General features: G+C 62.2%; 11 protein-coding genes and 2 pseudogenes. 5 read left to right on the plus strand and 8 right to left on the minus strand.

Annotation, left to right across the window (positions count from 1 at the left end; genetic code table 11):
• The first annotated feature begins 41 nt into the window (after positions 1 to 41).
• Positions 42 to 1448, plus strand: a complete 1407-nt coding sequence (locus JN524_RS18355) for a DUF2252 domain-containing protein (protein ID WP_202370237.1) — start codon at positions 42 to 44, stop codon at positions 1446 to 1448.
• A 90-nt stretch (positions 1449 to 1538) separates the two neighbouring features.
• On the opposite strand, the gene JN524_RS18360 is transcribed toward JN524_RS18355, so the two are convergent.
• Positions 1539 to 2111, minus strand: a complete 573-nt coding sequence (locus tag JN524_RS18360) for a GNAT family N-acetyltransferase (RefSeq protein WP_202370238.1) — start codon at positions 2109 to 2111, stop codon at positions 1539 to 1541.
• Between the two features lie 142 nt (positions 2112 to 2253).
• Here JN524_RS18360 and rimJ point away from each other — a divergent pair, with 142 nt between their 5' ends.
• Both rimJ and JN524_RS18370 read left to right on the plus strand, forming a co-directional pair.
• On the plus strand, positions 2254 to 2841 hold the full coding sequence (gene rimJ / locus JN524_RS18365; RefSeq protein ID WP_202370239.1) for a ribosomal protein S5-alanine N-acetyltransferase: 588 nt from the start codon (positions 2254 to 2256) through the stop codon (positions 2839 to 2841).
• A 30-nt stretch (positions 2842 to 2871) separates the two neighbouring features.
• Positions 2872 to 4350 (plus strand): ArnT family glycosyltransferase, encoded by a 1479-nt coding sequence (locus JN524_RS18370; RefSeq protein WP_202370240.1) that lies wholly within the window; start codon positions 2872 to 2874, stop codon positions 4348 to 4350.
• 77 nt (positions 4351 to 4427) lie between these two features.
• Here the strand turns inward: JN524_RS18370 and JN524_RS18375 are convergent, their stop codons facing one another.
• Complete coding sequence (locus JN524_RS18375; RefSeq protein ID WP_202370241.1) at positions 4428 to 5099, minus strand: histidine phosphatase family protein; 672 nt, start codon at positions 5097 to 5099, stop codon at positions 4428 to 4430.
• A 288-nt stretch (positions 5100 to 5387) separates the two neighbouring features.
• On the opposite strand from JN524_RS18375, the pseudogene JN524_RS27565 reads away from it, so the two are divergent.
• Together JN524_RS27565 and JN524_RS27570 are read left to right on the plus strand one after the other, a co-directional pair.
• Positions 5388 to 6368, plus strand: a pseudogene (locus JN524_RS27565) (methyl-accepting chemotaxis protein); the annotation flags it as partial.
• Between the two features lie 309 nt (positions 6369 to 6677).
• Positions 6678 to 7274: pseudogene (locus JN524_RS27570) on the plus strand (methyl-accepting chemotaxis protein); the annotation flags it as partial.
• Positions 7275 to 7565: 291 nt separating this feature from the next.
• Here JN524_RS27570 and JN524_RS18385 read toward each other — a convergent pair.
• The 6 genes from JN524_RS18385 to JN524_RS18410 form a co-directional block, all read right to left on the minus strand.
• Positions 7566 to 8939, minus strand: a complete 1374-nt coding sequence (locus JN524_RS18385) for a DUF1329 domain-containing protein (RefSeq protein WP_097090452.1) — start codon at positions 8937 to 8939, stop codon at positions 7566 to 7568.
• 148 nt (positions 8940 to 9087) lie between these two features.
• Entirely contained in the window at positions 9088 to 11046 is a 1959-nt protein-coding gene (locus tag JN524_RS18390; RefSeq protein WP_202370242.1) for a DUF1302 domain-containing protein, read from the minus strand.
• Between the two features lie 47 nt (positions 11047 to 11093).
• The gene (locus JN524_RS18395) at positions 11094 to 12383 is read right to left on the minus strand and encodes a phospholipase (protein WP_202370243.1); all 1290 of its coding nucleotides are present in this window, start codon (positions 12381 to 12383) and stop codon (positions 11094 to 11096) included.
• Positions 12384 to 12612: 229 nt separating this feature from the next.
• A complete protein-coding gene (locus JN524_RS18400) occupies positions 12613 to 14181 on the minus strand; it encodes an FGGY-family carbohydrate kinase (RefSeq protein WP_202370244.1) in 1569 nt (522 codons plus the stop codon).
• 20 nt (positions 14182 to 14201) lie between these two features.
• On the minus strand, positions 14202 to 15797 hold the full coding sequence (locus JN524_RS18405; RefSeq protein WP_202370245.1) for a glycerol-3-phosphate dehydrogenase/oxidase: 1596 nt from the start codon (positions 15795 to 15797) through the stop codon (positions 14202 to 14204).
• Positions 15798 to 15802: 5 nt separating this feature from the next.
• Complete coding sequence (locus JN524_RS18410) at positions 15803 to 17398, minus strand: FAD-binding oxidoreductase (RefSeq protein WP_202370246.1); 1596 nt, start codon at positions 17396 to 17398, stop codon at positions 15803 to 15805.
• Positions 17399 to 17521: the final 123 nt, after the last annotated feature.

A 17521-nucleotide genomic window follows, 5' to 3' on the forward strand; every position in this document is an offset into this window, starting at 1 on the left:
CTTCTACACTCACACCGCCCCCACTGCCACGACGAGCCCCCATGACAACCCTCCAAACCCGCATGAAGCAAGGCAAGAGCGCCCGCAAGCATTGCTCGCGCAGCGCCCACGCCACCACCGGCAAAATGAACCGCGATCCGATCCCGCTGATCAAGGCCTCCAGTCAGGGCCGCGTCGCCTCGCTGGTGGAACTGCGTTACGGACGGATGCTGGTGTCGCCGTTCGCCTTCTTTCGCGGCAACGCGTTGGTGCAGGCGCACGATCTGTCGGACACCGAGAACATGGGGCTGGTCGGGCCAATCTGCGGTGACGCGCATTTGATGAATTTCGGCGGATTTGCCACGCCCGAGCGCAATCTGTTGTTCAGCGTCAACGATTTCGACGAGGCTCACCCAGGGCCGTGGGAGTGGGATCTGAAGCGTCTGGCGGCCAGTTTTGTGATCGCCACCCGTGATTTGCGCCATGGTGATTCGGTTCAGGAAGAGGTGTGCCGGCAGATGGTGGGCGCCTATCAGGCGACGATGCTGGAGTGCGCCGAGCAGAGTGCGCTGGAAACCTGGTACGAATCGATCAAGTACGAAGACTTGCTCGATCAGGCGCGCAAGAGTGCGTTGGAGCATGTGCAGCGTGCCGTCGATAAAGCCGAGCGGCGCACCCACGCCGAGTTGCTGCCGAAGATCAGCGAGCGCGACGCGAATGGGCGGCTGGTCATTCGTGACGATTTGCCGGAGATTTTCCACCTGCACAAGAACACCACACTGCTCGACGCCGATGATGACTGGCTGCGGCTGGCGGATTGGCGGCCGTTGTTCGATACGTTCATGCGTGACTATCGCACCACGCTGCAGGCTGACCGGCGGGAATTGCTCTCGCGGTTTCACGTGCAGGATTTGGCGTTTAAAGTGGTCGGCGTGGGCAGTGTCGGCACTCGGTGTCTGGTGGCGCTGCTGACCGACGATCAGGAGTTTCCGTTGTTCCTGCAGTTCAAGGAGGCGCGGCGCTCGGTACTCGCCGACTATGTGAAGGCCAAGTCCCGCACGCGCCATGAGGGCCAGCGGGTGGTCGAAGGGCAGCGCTTGATGCAGTCGGCGAGCGATCTGTTTCTCGGCTGGACCACCGGTCCCAACGGTCGGCATTTCTATGTGCGGCAGTTGCGCGACATGAAGATCTCCGCTGAGCTGGAAAACTTCGACGCCGAAACCTTCGCCGCCTATGCACGGGTCTGTGGTCGCGCGCTGGCCCGAGCGCACGCCAAAGCCTCGGGTAATGCGGCGGTCATCAGCGGCTACATCGGCAAGGGCGATGCCTTGGCTGACGCCCTGTTCAAATACGCCCGCAGTTACACCGCGCAGAACGAACGCGACTTCGAACGCTTTCAACAGGCCTGTCGCAAGGGTCGGCTACGGGCACGTTCGGAAGCCGATTTCGCTGCGGATCACTTGCCTTGATGCGTTGCAGAGCGGTCGCTGCCGAGATGAATTTTTCTTCACTGCCCCCGTTCGATCAACACGGTACAGTCCGCTCGCTCATTCAAGAAACTACGGTTCGCCCGCGCTCTCCCGCGGGCTTTTTTTTGTCTGGCGTTTGCTGCCGAAGCGATACACCCAAGTGTCCTGCACGCCGTGCTGTGACGATTGCCGCGCCTCTGGGTGAACCCTGATCAGCGTAAATCCCGCCGCTTCAGCCAGACGCTGACTGCGGCTGTTGGCCGACGATGTGGTCAGGTAAAAGGTGCACTCAGGCAGGCGCCTGACCAGTTGCTGGAGCACTTCGCGCATGTAGCCCTTGCCGGCAAACGCGCTGTTGGCCCAATAACCGACGACATAACGCTTGCGTCGACGCGGCACGAGGCCGATGCAGCCAACGACGGCTTGTCCGTCTTCAGTCACGATGAATAAGCGCCGCTCACCGGTCTCGCTGGCGAAATCATCCCGCGCCTGCAGCATGGACGACAGCGCCCGCTCCTCACTGGTGTGTTCAACCGCCCACTCGAGAAAAGGCGCATGCTCACGGTAACTTGCGTTCAGCGCCTCCCGCACCGGAGCGACCAGCGCTGGGTCCGGTGCCCGAACACACAGTGCCAATCCATTCACCGTCAATGCAAATTCCATTGCTTGTTCCTCCAACCCCAGAAATGCCGCAGTCGATAACCCTGTGCACTCCACCAAAGAAATTTACAGAGCGCCAGCGCGGTTTGTTTTTTTCCATCTCCTAGGCAATCCTGTCCATCGACCCTGCCCTCCGGAGCGCCCGATGCCGCTGCTGACCTTGCCATGCCAACGCCTGACGCTCGCCATCCTCGCCCCGGAACAGGCCGAGCTGGAAAGTGACTTCTATGCACGCAACCAGCGCCACCTCGCGCCATGGTCGCCGATCCGCACCACCGAATACTTTTCCACCGAGCAGATTCGCCGACGCCTTGAAGTTCAGGCCAGTGCTTTCGAGGCCGGGCTGGCGATGCATTTCGCCCTGCTGACGGCGGACGGCCAACAGATGATCGGCGCGTGCAATTTCAGCGGGATCATTCGCGGTGCATTTCAGGCGTGTTATCTGGGTTATCACATTGACCACGCGCATCAGGGTCAGGGTTTGATGCAGGAAGGCCTGGAGGCCGGCATCGGCTATATGTTCGACACGCAGAACCTGCACCGGATCATGGCCAATTACATGCCCTGCAACGAGCGCAGCGCGCGCTTGCTGGAGCGCCTGGGTTTCGAACGCGAGGGCTACGCCAAGGCCTACCTCAACATCGCCGGGCGCTGGCAGGACCATGTGCTGACGGCGCTGGTCAATCCGCTGTTTGAAACGCCGGAGAAGCGTTGGTCGCGTCAACTGGCGTGAGTTTCACAATTTGTTAAGCATTGGCGAAGTATGCTCAAGGCTCCTGCCCTTTCCGGTTGCCTGAAATCCATGCCGCGTGCCGCCACCTCCCTGTTTCTACTCGCCGCCCTGCTGTTTTTTTTCGCTTTGGGTAACCACCAGTTGCAAGGCTCCACCGAAGCCCGGGTCGCCGGGATCGCCATGGAGATGCATCTGGACGATGACTGGGTGACGCCGCGCCTGTTCGGCGAACCATTTCTGGAAAAACCGCCGCTGAGCCTGTGGCTGGATGCTGGCGCCATGCGCGTGTTCGGCGTTTCGCCGTGGGCGGTGCGGCTGGCGTCGGCGGTGGCCGGGTTGCTCAGCGTGATGCTGCTGTACGGCATGTTGCGCCGTTTCGGACGCCCGAAAGCGGTCGCGTGGACGGCGGGGATTCTGCTGGCGACCATGGCCAGCTACTGGAGCAACGTGCGCGGGGTCGGCGAAGATGCACTGCTGGCGCTCGGCGTAACCACCGCGCTGCTGGCGTTCTTTCAGGCGCAACGCGCACCGAACGCCGGTAGCTCGCTGCTGTTTATAGTCGGGATCGCCATCGCTACGTTGAGCAAAGGCGTGCTCGGCCTGGCGATGCCCGGGGTGGTGATTTTTGCCTACCTGCTGGCCGACAACCTGATCGACAAACGCCTGAAGATCGGCGCCTGGCTGCGTCCCGGCCTGCTGACGGCGGTGGGTCTGATTCCGTTGCTGATCTGGCTCGCCGTGCTCTATCAACGCGGTGGTTCGCACGCTGTCGCTGAAGTGCTGCTGACCAACAGCGTCGGTCGCTTCAGCGGCTCGTTCGTCGAGGCCGGGCATTACGAGCCGTTCTATTACTATCTGGCCAAACTGCCCGAAGCATTCCTGCCGTGGAACATTCTGGTGTATCTGGGGCTGTGGCATTTCCGCAAGGAGCTGAAGGCCAACCGTTACCTGCTGTTTTTCAGCCTGTGGATCGTGGCGCAGTTCATCATGCTGACCCTGGCTTCGAGCAAGCGCACGGTGTACCTGATGTCGATGACCCCGGCGGCGGCGGTGATTGCCGCCGAGTACGTGCGCGTGTTGTTCGAGCGCCTGCAGGCGCGCGAAACCACTGACCGTTTCATCGGAAAAGTCGCCCGTCATCGTCAGGCAATTGCCGCAGGACTGCTCACAGTGGTGATCGCCAGCTACCTCGGCGCCGCGCAGTGGGCACTGCCCAACGCCGACAAGGAGCTGTCGTTCCTGCCGTTGACCGAACACATTCAGAGCTTGCAGGCCAACGGTCAGCAGGTCGCACTGTTCCAGGCCAATGAGCGGGTTGGCGGCGCCAGCGTGTTCTACACGCAACACGTGCTCAAGGGCCTGGACACCGACGCACAACTGCACGATTTCCTCAGCGCCTCGCCCGCCAACGTCGCGGTGATCTCGGCAGACAGCGAACCCGCCGCGCCACTCAAAGTGCTCAAGACCATGATGGTCGGGCGTCAGGCGTATTACTTCGTCGGCTACTGACGCCCTTCGTGCCAGGCAATAAAAAACCCGCCGTCACTGGCGGGTTTTGTTTGCGCTGACGCTAGGCAAACGTCAGTTCATCGGGTGCTCACTGAGTGCCAGTCGGAGGCTTCGATGAAGCCAAGCACCCGCGGGTCTGCTTTGTTTGCGGCAGACACAAACAGTGAGGAGCCGTAGCCAGGGTCAGAAACCGGCGTATTCAAGTCCTTTTCCAGCTCCGCCATGCACTCGCTGTGGGTCACCAGGATCAGGTTGCGCCCCGGAAGCTTGTGCGCCAGCGCTTCCTGCAGGATGTGGCCCTTGCAGCTGATCAGCCAGTCTTCGCCGCTGGCCGCGCGGTTGAACATGTAACCGGCGGTCTGCACGGTGCGCAGCATCGGGCTGTTGTAGATATCGGCGTTATTCAGGCCCAGATGCTCGAACTGTGCGCCGACACCAACCGCAACACTGCGCGAGCGGTCGGTGATGCCGTCGTCGCCACTCAGGCACGGCGCCGGCGAGTGATCGCAGCGTTCGACGTGCCGCACCAGCACAATCATGTCGCCCTTGGCCCATCCGGCCGCCAGCGCGCGGGCCCCGGACACATTGCCATGGGCCAGATCCGGCACCGCCGCCGGGGCGAGCAGCCACAGGGTCAGCGGAATCACCAACAGCGATGCGCCAAGCACGGCCCAGGTATTGCGATAGCGGGCCAATCCGCTCAGGGAAATCGAGCGTTTGACGCCGAACAGACTCAGTCTCAATTCCACATCGGGCCGCCTCGTCGGCATCCATCACAGTCAATTCGATGCGGCGAGGGTAGAGAAGCGGGCGTAAGTGGCGAGTGAAACGCATGTGAAAAAAGTCTTGAAGCGCCCTTGTTACAAATTCCGTAGGACAAAATCCTTTCAGCTCTCGTGTTTGCGGCCGATACAAACCTGCTAACACCCTTGCTGGCTCAAAAAAACAACAATCTTCCAGCCTGACCGACGATCAAGTAGCTCTACGTTCCTGGAGGAATTGTGATGAATAGCTGGTTCGGCAACATCAGCGTGAACATGAAATTGGGCCTGGGCTTCGGCCTGGTCCTGGCCCTGACCTGCGTGCTGGCCCTGACGGGCTGGACCAGCCTCGGCGGCCTGATTGACCGCAGCAACTGGATGAGCGACATCACCCAGCTCAATGCCGGTCTGACCAAGCTGCGCGTGGTGCGCCTGCAATACATGCTGACCAACGGCGACGAAACCGCCGCGCAGAATGTACAGACCACCCTCGAAAGCTTTGCTGCGCAACAGCAAGCACTGATCAACAAGTTCAAGAGTCCGGAAAACGTCAAACTGCTGAAAGAGCAGGCCGCGACCATCGCCGAATACCAGACCTCGCTGAACAAGATGCGCAACGCCTACCGTACCGGCAACAGCGCCCGCGACGTGATGGGCACTAACGCCGACACCGCTTACAACCTGATCGAAACGATCAGCAAGCGCGTGCAGCAAATGGACATGAGCGAGCAGCGCTTCGAGCAGTTCCAGGCCATCACCCAGGCCAAGGAAGCCTTCATCCTCGCGCGCTATGAAGTGCGTGGTTACACCGCCACCACCAACGCCGAAACCGAGCAGAAAGCCGTCGGCCAACTGGACGCGGCGATTGCCAGCCTCAAGCAACTGAACGTGCATTTCGCCGCCACCCAGCAAGACGCCCTGCGTCAGCTGGAAACCGCCCTGAGCAACTACCGCAGCGCGTTGCAGGCCTACAAGAACGCCAACAGCGAAGCGGTGCAGGCGCGTAAAGAGATGACCGATCAGGGCACCGCGATCGTCAATACCAGCGAGCAGCTGTACCAGATCCAGCTCGACCGCCGTGACATCGAAAGCGCCCAGGCCCGTACCTTCCAGCTGATCAGCACCCTGCTGGCGCTGTTGGTCGGTGTGATTGCCGCGGTGATCATCACCCGTCAGATCACCCGTCCGCTGCAGGAAACCCTGGCCGTGGTCGAGCGCATTGCCAGCGGTGACCTGACCCAGAACGTCACGGTCACCCGCCGCGACGAACTCGGCGTGCTGCAACAAGGCATCGCGCGCATGGGCGTGACCCTGCGCGACCTGATCAGCGGCATCCGCGACGGCGTCACCCAGATCGCCAGCGCCGCCGAAGAACTCTCGGCCGTGACCGAACAGACCAGCGCCGGCGTGAACAGTCAGAAGGTCGAGACCGACCAGGTGGCCACCGCCATGCACGAGATGACCGCCACTGTGCAGGAAGTCGCGCGCAACGCCGAAGAAGCCTCGCAAGCCGCTGCCGCGGCTGACGGCGAAGCCCGTGAAGGCGACAAAGTGGTCAATGAAGCCATCGCGCAGATCGAGCGTCTGGCCAGCGAAGTGGTGCGCTCCACCGAAGCCATGAGCGTGCTGCAACAGGAAAGCGACAAGATCGGCAGCGTCATGGACGTGATCAAGGCCGTGGCCGAACAGACCAACCTGCTGGCACTCAACGCCGCGATCGAAGCGGCACGTGCCGGTGAAGCCGGGCGTGGTTTTGCCGTGGTCGCCGACGAAGTCCGTGGTCTGGCCCAGCGCACGCAGAAATCCACCGAAGAAATCGAAGGTCTGGTCGCCGGTCTGCAGAACGGCACCCAGCAAGTGGCGGCGGTGATGAACAACAGCCGCGCCCTGACCGACAGCAGCGTGGCCCTGACCCGCAAGGCTGGCGACTCCCTGGAAAACATCACCCGCACGGTGTCGAACATCCAGTCGATGAACCAGCAGATCGCCGCCGCGGCCGAGCAGCAAAGCGCCGTGGCCGAAGAAATCAGCCGCAGCATCATCAACGTGCGCGACGTGTCGGAACAGACCGCCGCGGCCAGTGATGAAACTGCAGCGTCCAGCGTGGAACTGGCGCGCCTGGGCGGTCAGTTGCAGCAGATGGTCAGCCACTTCCGCGTCTGATCTTCAGTCAGCGCCAAAGGGTAAATCCAATCGCGGGCAAGCCCGCTCCCACAGGAAACGAGTCGAACACAAAATATGTGAACGACCGAAAAACCTGTGGGAGCGGGCTTGCCCGCGATTGCGTCAGCCCGACCACCCTGATGTCCCAGACAACTCGCCTTCGTGTAGGAGCTGCCGCAGGCTGCGATCTTTTGATCTTGTTTTTAAAATCAAAGTCAAAAGATCGCAGCCTGCGGCAGCTCCTACATGGGTGGCGTTGGATCAGCAGGCCGGTGCGCGTGTTGCCTGACTCTAGCGAGTCCCGCGCTGGCGCAACGCCGAGGGCATGAAATACGCGTCTTCCGGCACCGGTTGCGAGAAGTCCACGGTGGAGGCTTCTTCGTTGTCGAGGTTCTGCACGTAGTAACGTCGGGCTTGCAGGTCGTGGAACACGTCCAGTGCGCTCCAGGTGGTCGGCAGGTCGTAGAAGTTTTTCAGGTAGGCCATCGACACCCGCCACAACTCCCCTCGCCCATCGTATTGATCAACCAGCGCCGCGCCCCAGCTGTCCTCGTCGAGAAACAGCACGCGCTTGGAATAGACGTGCCGCGCACCCGGTTTCAGGTTGCCTTCGACCACCCACACGCGGTGCAGCTCATAGCGCGTGAATTGCGGGTTGAGGTGGCCGGGGGTCAGCAGTTGCGCGTACTTCACGTCCGGGCTGCCAACCTTGTAGTTGTTGTAGGGGATGTAGATTTCCTGCTTGCCCTTGAGCTTCCAGTCGTAGCGGTCCGGCGCGCCGTTGAACAGGTCGGTGTCATCGGCGGTGCGCAGGCCATCGGACGAGGCGATCGGCGTGTCATACGCCAGGTTCGGCGCACGGCGCACACGGCGTTGGCCGGCGTCGTAGACCCAGGCCTGGCGCGGGTCCTTGAGCTGATCGAGCATCTCGTGCACCAACGCCGCACCACCGGCCAGGCGCGCCGGACTTTTCACGAAGGCGAGGTAGTAGAACAGGATGTTTTTCAGGTCGGCGTACTGCCCGCCCGGACGGTAGAAGTTGAACAGCGCTTCCTGCTGCGAGGTCACCAGCGCAAAGCTGCCGTTGCGCTGCACCGGGGCTTCGGACGCGCGACGTACCACGTAGATTCCGCGATAACGGGTGATGTGGTTCCACAGCACTTCGATGCCGTCCTTGGGCACCGGGAACGGTACGCCGCCGTAGGCATCGGCGAATCCGCTGCCGCCCTCCAGCAGCTTGGCCGAGGTCGCATTCTTCAGGGTGTTGTCATACAGCCACTGCGGCGCCGAACCGGAACGACGCGACGGATAGACCGGCATCTGGAACGTGTCGGGGTAGCTGTTGAACAACGCGATCTGACCGGGGCTGAGGTGGGCCTTGTACTGGTCGAGATTGGCCTTGGTGATGGTGAACAAAGGCTTGTCCGCTGCATACGGATCCGGGTGATGTTGGCCCGGTTTGTAGCCGGCCGGCGCCTGGGTGATGCCGCCGGTCCAGGCGGGAATGGTGCCGGCGGCGTTGCCGGCGCGCTCGGCGCCCATGGGCGTGAGGGTGGTTTTCAGTTGTTCGGCTTGTTGTGGGGTGATGGCGGCCAATGTGCTGCTCGCGGCGAGACCCAGCACGAGTGCCAGCGTTGTCTTCGTCAATCTTGAAATATGAAACATGTTCTTCTCCAGAATGCGTACCCTGTGGGAGCTGGCTTGCCAGCGATAGCGGTGGGTCAGCCACCATTGATGTCGAATTTGCTGCCGTCATCGCGGGCGAGCCCGCTCCCACAGGGGGATGAGTTGTCCCGGGATCTGCGTCTGAAACTCACAAGAAATACTTGAGATTGAACCCGACGTTGTCGCGGTCGCGAATCCCGTTGTTCTGCCCGCCGCCCCAGAAGTTGGTGTATTGCACCTCGGCTTCGAGCTTGTTCTGATAATTGGCCTTGATCCCCAGGGTGTAGGCCTTGCGACCTTCGATGGTGTTGCCGGCCTGATAGCTGTTGCCCTTGAAGTCGTCCTTGTAGACGACGTAAGGCGAGACGTTGACCCCGGCGTACACATCGTTCCAGGTGCCGTTGAGCATCACCGTGTAGCTGTAGGAATTGCGGTTGACCTGATCGTCACGATCACCGCCGGAGACATAAGAGGTGTTGCCGGTACCGGCGTAATAGCGCGTGCTGCCGTCGTAAGCGGTGTATTGCAGACTGCTGCCGCGCAGGTGTTCGGAGGCCAGTTCGAAGATGCCGAACATCGAGTCGAATGACAGCGTCGGGCCGAAGTTGTAGATGCTGCCCAATGAGGTGTTGAACGCCTCCACGCGCTCGGCGTTGTTGATCTCGCTGTCGAGGGTGACCATCTGCCCGCCGACGTTGATCGCCTTGCCGGTCACCGCCACAGCGGCACCGTTGGCCAGATCGCCGATCAAGTCGTTAGTTGCGGCGATGCCGATCGGCAGGTTCGGCCGGTAGGCAATCTCGCCGAACACCGAGGCCTGGCCCAAAGTGGTATTGAAGCTGAAACCGTACATGCGGATGTCTTCGGCATAGCGCCGATGCGCCTGAATATTGCCCATCACGTCGGCTGTCGCCAGACCGTTGGCCAGCGCCCCGGCCTGACTGCCAGCGACGCTGGAGAGCATGTTGGTCAGGGCATTCATGTCGATGCCTTTGTAGCCACCGAGGTCAGCGGCGATGGTCGGTTCCTTGGCGTGGTAGTTGACCAGATACAGGCCGAACTCGGTGCTGTTGAGCTCCTCGGCGATGTAGCGAAACGCAAAGCCAAACTGACCATCGTTGCGCGCGTTGTAGTCCTTGCCGATCGACGCCACTTTCAGCGTGTTGCCGTAGGCCGGGGTCACACCGTTGGCGTACAGGCCGGTGCTTTTCAGCGCCGGGCCGAGCAATGGGTTGTTGCCCAGTGCGCTGTACAGGCCGATGACGTTGCCGAAGCCCGGCACCGAGGTGTCGAGCGCGGTGCCGCTGAAGTTGTTGTAACCGGTGTTGCCGCCATCGGCGAACAGGTCAGTCTGCGAGTAGAACGTGCCGACCGGGTCGATGCGGGTTTCCTTCCAGTTGGTCTGGTAGAAGCTCTCCAGGGTCAGCGAATCGCTAAGGCCGATGTTGAAGCTCACCGCCTCCACCGGCATCAGCACTTCCTTGACCTCGGCGCCCGGCAAACGGTATTTGGCCGCGTCCACCGGGTTGGTGGTGTTGATCCCGCCGCGATAGAAAATCCCCTCGCCCCAGTTGAACACCTGACGCCCGACCCGCGCGGTGACCGGCATCTGCGCCACGTCCCAGTTGCCGTAGACATAGGCGTCGAGCATCTCGATCCGGCTGCCGGCGATGTCGCGGGTCTGACTGGTGAAACGGTCGTCCTGCGGATAGCTCTGGCTCGGCTGCGCCGGGTCGTTGTTGCGGTAGTAATCGTTGCGCTTGTCCATCAACTGGGTGTCGTAGAACGCCGTGCCGCGCAGGAACATCCCGTAGTTCTGGTAGTTGGCCTCCAGCTCCGAAGTGATCTTGTACACCTCGGAAACCAATCCGGTGTCGAAGTTGCGATTGCCGTCGTTGGTGTTGACGTCATCGTTGTTCTTGTCGCGGCCCTGCACCCGCCACAAACGGCCATAGGACAGCGTCGTGTCGATCGAGCCGGTGACCTGATTGTCCAGCACGCTGAACTCGGCAGCCTGCACCGCATCCACCGCGCAGAGCTGCAGCAGCCCTGCCAGGCCGACTCCGGGAAGTGCCACGCCGGTGAGGCGAAATCGAGTGTTGATCATGGGTTCCTCCTTCCTTGTTCTTATTGTTTTTTGCGTGGCCGCGATGGCTACGGTGCCAGTCCAGCGCGGACATAAATCCGGCTGTGCGCGCCGAAATGCCCGAGCAGTTTGAACAGCTGCTGATTGAGTGCCGGATGCTCGAAGGTCTCGCGCTGCAACTGATTGCCGCTGCTGAAATCACTGGTCACCGGGGCCGTCTTCAGCCACTGGCCGATGGCCTCTTCGAACGCCGCCGACTCCTCGACCGACTCGGCGCTGACCACGTCGCGCAGGTAGTCCACCGAGTACGGTGGATACTGTTGGTCTTGAGCGACATCGGCGTAGGCCGCGAGCATCGGATGCGCCTGACCGGTGCGCAGCACGCGGCGCAACCAGGTCGATTGATACTTTTCGATTTCCATATGGCGGGTGGCGACGCGTTCGATCGAGGCTTTTTTATCATCGGCAAAACCGGCCAGCGCCTTGCCTTCCAGCAACAACAGACTCGGCAGCTCGACCCCGGGCAGCGGCTTGGCGTGATACGGCTGGGTCAGGTCCTGCACGTGGTGCACGCCCCAACCGAGGAACCGGTAGCCCCAGTAAGGATGGCCACTGGCGAACGCCAAACGCGCTAAGCCCAAGTACTGATAAGCGCGCCAGTCCGGCCAACTGCGCTGGAGAAATCCGGCAGCGGCATACACCACCGCGCTTTCATGAAAGAAGCCCATGTGGAACGGCGCCTGCGAGCTGTACTGAAAACGCGCATCGCCGAACGGCTGCGGGCCGAAGCCATACAGCGCGCCGACCTCGCCGGGGTTGTCGCTGAACAGGTTGATGTCGTGACCGTAATCCGGCTCGTCGGCGGCGCTTACCAGTACCGCCAGCGGCGCGATTTTTTCGCCGTCCGCCACACGAATGAAACGCTGACGATTCCATGGCGACAGCGTCTGCTCGACCATCACCTGATCGACGCTGAGATGTTCGCGCTCGGGCAGGTCTTGGCCCGGCAGCGGCTGAATGACCATCGCCAGATGAATGCGCGGATTGAGCCGCAACGCGGTGAGAAAATCGTGGCGCAGATTGTCGCTCGGTACCGCGGGCAGCTTCAGGTTGTCGGGGCGCGGCGGGTACTGGGTGAAGTGTTCACGGGCGAAGCTTTCCTGTTGCTCCAGCAGCGCGACCACGGCCGGATACTGCTCGGCGAGAAAACGCTCCAGCGGCTCAACCTCGACCGACGGCGCATCGCGCAGCGCCGGCAGTTCCTGCAAAGCCAGATAGCTGCCCACCGTGTGGTTCGACCAGCCCCACGCCGTCGGGGCCATTGCACAAAGCAGCAACAGGAGAAAGGTCAGCTTCATTGCTTTTAATTCTTATTGGAGGTGCTGTGGGGGTTGAGCCTAACAACCGACCCAGGCGCTGACACTGTCCGATCTCACCAGAAAAGTTCTCCGATAGCGCCATATGCGAATCACCACACCCCCCTGTAGGAGCTGCCGAAGGCTGCGATCTTTTGACTTTGATTTTGTAAAAACAAGATCAAAAGATCGCAGCCTTCGGCAGCTCCTACAGGGGATTGGTGGTGTTTTTTCAGGCGGGGTAACCGGTGATTTTGCGGATGCTCTGATAGAGCGGTTTGAGCTGGCGATACATGCGCAGGTACACCTCTTTGTACAAACGCTCATAGACCTGCTGTGCCTCGGGCTGCGGGGTGAATACCGTGCCGACGCGGGTCATCGCGGCGATTGCCGTGGGGAAATCCGCATACAAGCCCAACCCCACCGCACAACAGATCGCCGCGCCCAGCCCGGACGCTTCGTACACATGCGGGCGCTCCGCCGGCAGGCCAAAAATATTCGCCGTAAGTTGCATCGCCGCATCACTTTGCGAACCGCCACCGGCCACCCGCAGACGCTTGACCGACACCTTCGAACGCCTCTCGATGTTCTCCAGGCCCTGGCGCAACGCATACGCCAGCCCTTCCAGAATCGCCCGGTAAATATGCGCGCGGGTGTGCACGTCGCCGAAGCCGATCATCGCGCCTTTGGCTTCGACACCCGGCTCACGAATCCCCGGCGACCAATACGGTTGCAGCATCAGCCCCATCGATCCCGGCGGCACCGCGTTCACCAGCGCATCGAACAGTTGCTCAGGTTCAATGCCCTGCTCTTGCGCCTGCTGCATTTCACGCAGGCCGAACTCGTTCTTGAACCAGCTGACCATCCAGTAACCGCGATAAATCATCACCTCGCAGTTGTACTGATCCGGCACCGCCGAGGGGTACGGCGGGATCAACGGGACGATTTCCAGATAGCGCGAACGGGTGCTGGTGATCGTCGCGGTGGTGCCGTAGGACAGGCACACCGTACTCGCATCGACCACGCCGGAACCGACCACTTCGCAGGCCTTGTCGGCGCCCGCGGCGATCAGCGGCAGCCCCTCGGGAATCCCCGTGTGGCGGCTCGCTTCGGCGCTGATGTAGCCAAGGGTTTCGCCGGGTTTGTGCAAGGTCGGCAATTGCTCGGGACGCACCGCCAGCGCCTGCCATTTCCAGTCACTGGGCGCGGCCCATTTCAGGCGTTTGAAGTCGAACGGCAAATAGCCGACGCAGCAACCCACCGAGTCGACAAAGCGCCCGCACAGACGATGAGTGAGAAACCCCGAGAGCAGCAGAAACTTGTCGGTCGCCGCCCATACTTCAGGCTGGTGTCTGGCGATCCAGTTGGCCTCGGCCTGCGCGCGAAAGTAATCCACCGTCGCCTGCGCGCCGACCAGTTTGAACAGCCAGCCCCACGGCCCCTTGATCCCGCCCTCGACTTCGCTCTGGCGCTGATCGAGCCACAGAATCGCCGGGCGCAGCGGCTTGCCCTGAGCATCGACGTTGATCACCGTGCCACGCTGGGTGGTCAGCGACACCCCGGCAATCTGCGAGCGATCAATCCCGGTTTGTGCCCATACCTGCTGGCACGCCTCGCCGAGTTTCGCCCAATAATATTCCGGGTCCTGCTCGGCCCAGCCCGGTTGCGTCGAGTAGTAGGCCTGCAACTCGACCTTGCCTTTGCCCAGCAGATTGCCCTGCAAATCGAAAAGCAATGCGCGCACGCTCTGGGTGCCGTTGTCGATCGCCAGCAGGTAGCGCTTGTTCGAGTGATTATCCATGGCGCTCTCTTCAAGGGGCATCAAGGCGTGGCATCCGGCAGACCGTGATGGCGTTGCCACAACGCCCGGTAACGCTGCAACTCTTGCTGCCAGTGTGCATCGTCCCAGCCCAGACGTGGCTGGCAGAGTTGGCGGATGGCGGCGAAATGCGCTTCGCCACCGCGCGCCAGCAACAGGCCCAGACGGGTGCGGCGCAGCAACAGATCATCGAGGTGCAGCACCATTTCCGCCTCACAGGCGAAGGCCAGTTCGGCCCACAAGGTGTCGGTGTTGCCGACCGTTTCGTGGCCCAACTCGGCGATCAACTGCGCCAGTCGCGGCAGATCGCGGCCGTGCCTGCCGGCCAGACGTCGCCCCTGTTGCGGGCTGAGTCCGGGGATCGGCCGTGGTGCTACGGCGGCAAAAACCGCTGCGCCATCATCTTCGAAATCGCGGCCAAGCATGTCGGCACAGGCCTTGAGCACTTCGATGGCTTGCGGGCGAAACGTCGTCAGCTTGCCGCCGGCCAACGTGACGCAACCCGGCTCCTGCCACAGCACATGCTCACGGGTTTCATTCGACGGCTTGCCTTGCTGTTGACCCGCCGCGCTGCCGACCACCGGACGCACGCCGGACCAGGTCGACAGCACATCGCTCGCCGTCACTTCGGCACCTGGAAATTGTTGCGTGCAGGCCGCCAGCAGATAGTCGAGTTCGTCGGCGCTGATGCTCGCGCTCTGATCCAGATTCTCGCGATGATCGAGATCCGTAGTGCCAACCACCGTCGCCCCTTCCCACGGAAAAACGAACACTGGCCGACGGTCGCGCTCATGCAAAAAAGTGAAGGCCTGCGCCACCGGCAAACGCCAGCCCGGCAACAGCAGATGACTGCCGCGCAGCGGGCGCAATTGTCGCGGCGCCTCAGGCAAACGCAGGCGCTCAGCCCATGCCCCGGTCGCCACCGCCAGCACGCCGCAACGCAATTGCAGCGATCCACCCGCTTCGCAGTCCTCTATCTGCACCCCACACACCCGACCGTTTTCGCGCAGCAAATGTTCGACGCGCACCCCGTTGAACACCGCCGCGCCATCGGCCCGCGCTTCGTGCAACACGCGCATCACCAGCCGTGCGTCATCGGTCAGCGCATCGACAAAACAGGTGCCGCCGAGCAGGTGATTTTCCTTCACCCCCGGCGCCAGAAAACGCAATTGCTGCGCGTCATGAAAACGATGGCTGCGGCGTCCCGCCAACGCGTCGTACACCGACAACAAGCCACCGAACACACGCGGCCCGGGAAAGCCACCGCGATAGTGCGGCATCATGAAACTCATCGGCTCCACCAGTCCCGGCGCTTCGTCGAGCAGACGCTGACGCTCGCGCACCGAATCGCGGGTCAGGCGCCACTGGCCCTTGGCGATGTAACGCAAACCGCCATGGACCATTTTCGACGATCGGCTGGAGGTGCCCCAGGCGAAATCCCGTTGCTCCAGCAACAGACAACGCCAGCCGCGCCGCGCCGCTTCGCGCAGGATGCCGGCACCGCTGATACCGCCGCCGATGACGATCAGATCCCAGCTTGCGTCGGCCAATGTCGGCAAGGTTTGCTGGCGCCACGCGGCGTTCCAGTCCGGGTGCATGACCGTCACTCCTGCAACAGCGTGCCGGGGTTGAGGCGCCCGGCCGGATCGAAGTGCTTGCTCAGCGCCTGCAAAGTGTCCATCGCCAGCGCGCCTTTTTCGCGCGGCAGGTACGGCGCATGATCCTTGCCGACCCCATGCTGGTGGCTGATGGTGCCGTGGTTGTCGACGATGGTCTGGCTGGCCGCGTGCTTGAGTGCCTGCCAGCGCGCCAGCGTCGCCGGGTAATCCGCCGCCGGGCGAAACACGTAAGTGGTGTAGATGCTCGAACCTTCGCCGTAGACGTGGGACAGATGGGTGAACACATGCACCCGCTCGCCTTGCGCTGCCAAGGCATCGCGCAAGCTGTTTTCGATCAGGTTGAGCAGATTGTCGACGTTGCTCCAGTCGGTGGCGGTTTCCAGGGTGTCGACCACGTAGCCGGCGTTCCACAGGTTCTCGCGCAGGTAGGGGAAACGGAAGCGGTTCTGCGCCCACTTCTTGCCGAGCAACGTACCGGTAAACACGCCACCGAAGGCTTTCAGATGCTGGCGCGCCTGGCTCAGCGACAGCGCGTTTTGCCGACGGTTGCCGGTCACGCCGAAGGTCAGCAGGCACTTGCCTTCACCGGCACCGCGCAGGTTCAGATACTTCTCCAGCCAGGCGATCTGCTGCGGATGCCCGGCCAGCGCCAGTTGGGTTTCGGTCTCCACCGCGTTCGACAGGCGCAGCATCGACAACGGCACTCGCGCCTGGGCCAATTGGCGGATCGCTTGCAGCGCCTTGCTCCAACTGGGCAGGAACACCCCGTAAAAACGCTCATCGGTGGGTAGCGGACTGACCCGCACTTTGACTTCGGAGATGATCCCGAAACGGCCCTCGCACCCGAGCACCACTTCGCGCAGATCAGGCCCCGCTGCCGAGGCTGGAAAGGTCGGAATTTCCAGAGGCCCGGCAAAGGTTTCCAGGGTGCCGCCGGCGAACAATTGCTCGATACGCCCATAGCGCAACGACTGCTGACCGCTGGAGCGACTGGCGACCCAACCGCCCAGCGTCGACAACTCCCAGGACTGCGGGAAATGCCCCAGCGCGTAGCCGCGAGCGCGCAGCTGACTTTCCACCTGCGGGCCACTGGCACCGGGGCCGAACGTTGCCAATTGGCTCTGCTCGTCGAGGTCGATCAGGCGATTCATCCGCGCCAGCGACACGGTCACCACCGGCCGCGCCGAATCCGGCGGATTGATGTGCCCGGCCACTGAGGTGCCGCCGCCGTAGGGAATCAGGCACAGGTCCTGCTCATGGGCAAGGACCAGCAATTGACGGATCTGCCCGGCGGTTTCCGGGAACGCCACCGCGTCCGGATAGATGCCCAGCGCACCCTCGCGCAGCGCCAGCCAATCCGGCAGGCTCTGACCCCGGGCGTGCAGCAGACGGTCATGGGCATCGACGCTGTACAAGGTGTGCGCCGCCAATCGCGAGAGCGGCACTCGCGCCAATGCCGACTCCAGCGTGGCATCGGGCAACGCGCGCCCGGCCCCCAGCCGTTCATGGAGAAAACTCGCGCCCTGGGCCGGCAGTTCGACCATCGTTGTTGCCTCTCCCCAGCCGTTCCAGCGTCGCATGCGTGTGTCCTTCTTATGCAGTCTGATCAGTGATGTGGCAGGCCTCCATACTAGTCAGCGGCCCAAAAGTGTCACGGTCGCATCCGGCCAGTTCGAGTAGCCAATTGAGTCAAACGTCGCGCA

Source organism: Pseudomonas sp. MWU318 (assembly GCF_016756945.1).
Classification (GTDB): domain Bacteria; phylum Pseudomonadota; class Gammaproteobacteria; order Pseudomonadales; family Pseudomonadaceae; genus Aquipseudomonas; species Aquipseudomonas putida_A.

Excerpts from the sequence above, each read along its gene's own strand:
- JN524_RS18355 (WP_202370237.1), top strand. The coding sequence starts at position 42 with ATGACAACCCTCCAAACCCGCATGAAGCAAGGCAAGAGCGCCCGCAAG.
- JN524_RS18360 (WP_202370238.1), bottom strand. The coding sequence starts at position 2,111 with ATGGAATTTGCATTGACGGTGAATGGATTGGCACTGTGTGTTCGGGCA.
- rimJ (WP_202370239.1), top strand. The coding sequence starts at position 2,254 with ATGCCGCTGCTGACCTTGCCATGCCAACGCCTGACGCTCGCCATCCTC.
- JN524_RS18370 (WP_202370240.1), top strand. The coding sequence starts at position 2,872 with ATGCTCAAGGCTCCTGCCCTTTCCGGTTGCCTGAAATCCATGCCGCGT.
- JN524_RS18385 (WP_097090452.1), bottom strand. The coding sequence starts at position 8,939 with ATGTTTCATATTTCAAGATTGACGAAGACAACGCTGGCACTCGTGCTG.
- JN524_RS18390 (WP_202370242.1), bottom strand. The coding sequence starts at position 11,046 with ATGATCAACACTCGATTTCGCCTCACCGGCGTGGCACTTCCCGGAGTC.
- JN524_RS18395 (WP_202370243.1), bottom strand. The coding sequence starts at position 12,383 with ATGAAGCTGACCTTTCTCCTGTTGCTGCTTTGTGCAATGGCCCCGACG.
- JN524_RS18400 (WP_202370244.1), bottom strand. The coding sequence starts at position 14,181 with ATGGATAATCACTCGAACAAGCGCTACCTGCTGGCGATCGACAACGGC.
- JN524_RS18405 (WP_202370245.1), bottom strand. The coding sequence starts at position 15,797 with ATGCACCCGGACTGGAACGCCGCGTGGCGCCAGCAAACCTTGCCGACA.
- JN524_RS18410 (WP_202370246.1), bottom strand. The coding sequence starts at position 17,398 with ATGCGACGCTGGAACGGCTGGGGAGAGGCAACAACGATGGTCGAACTG.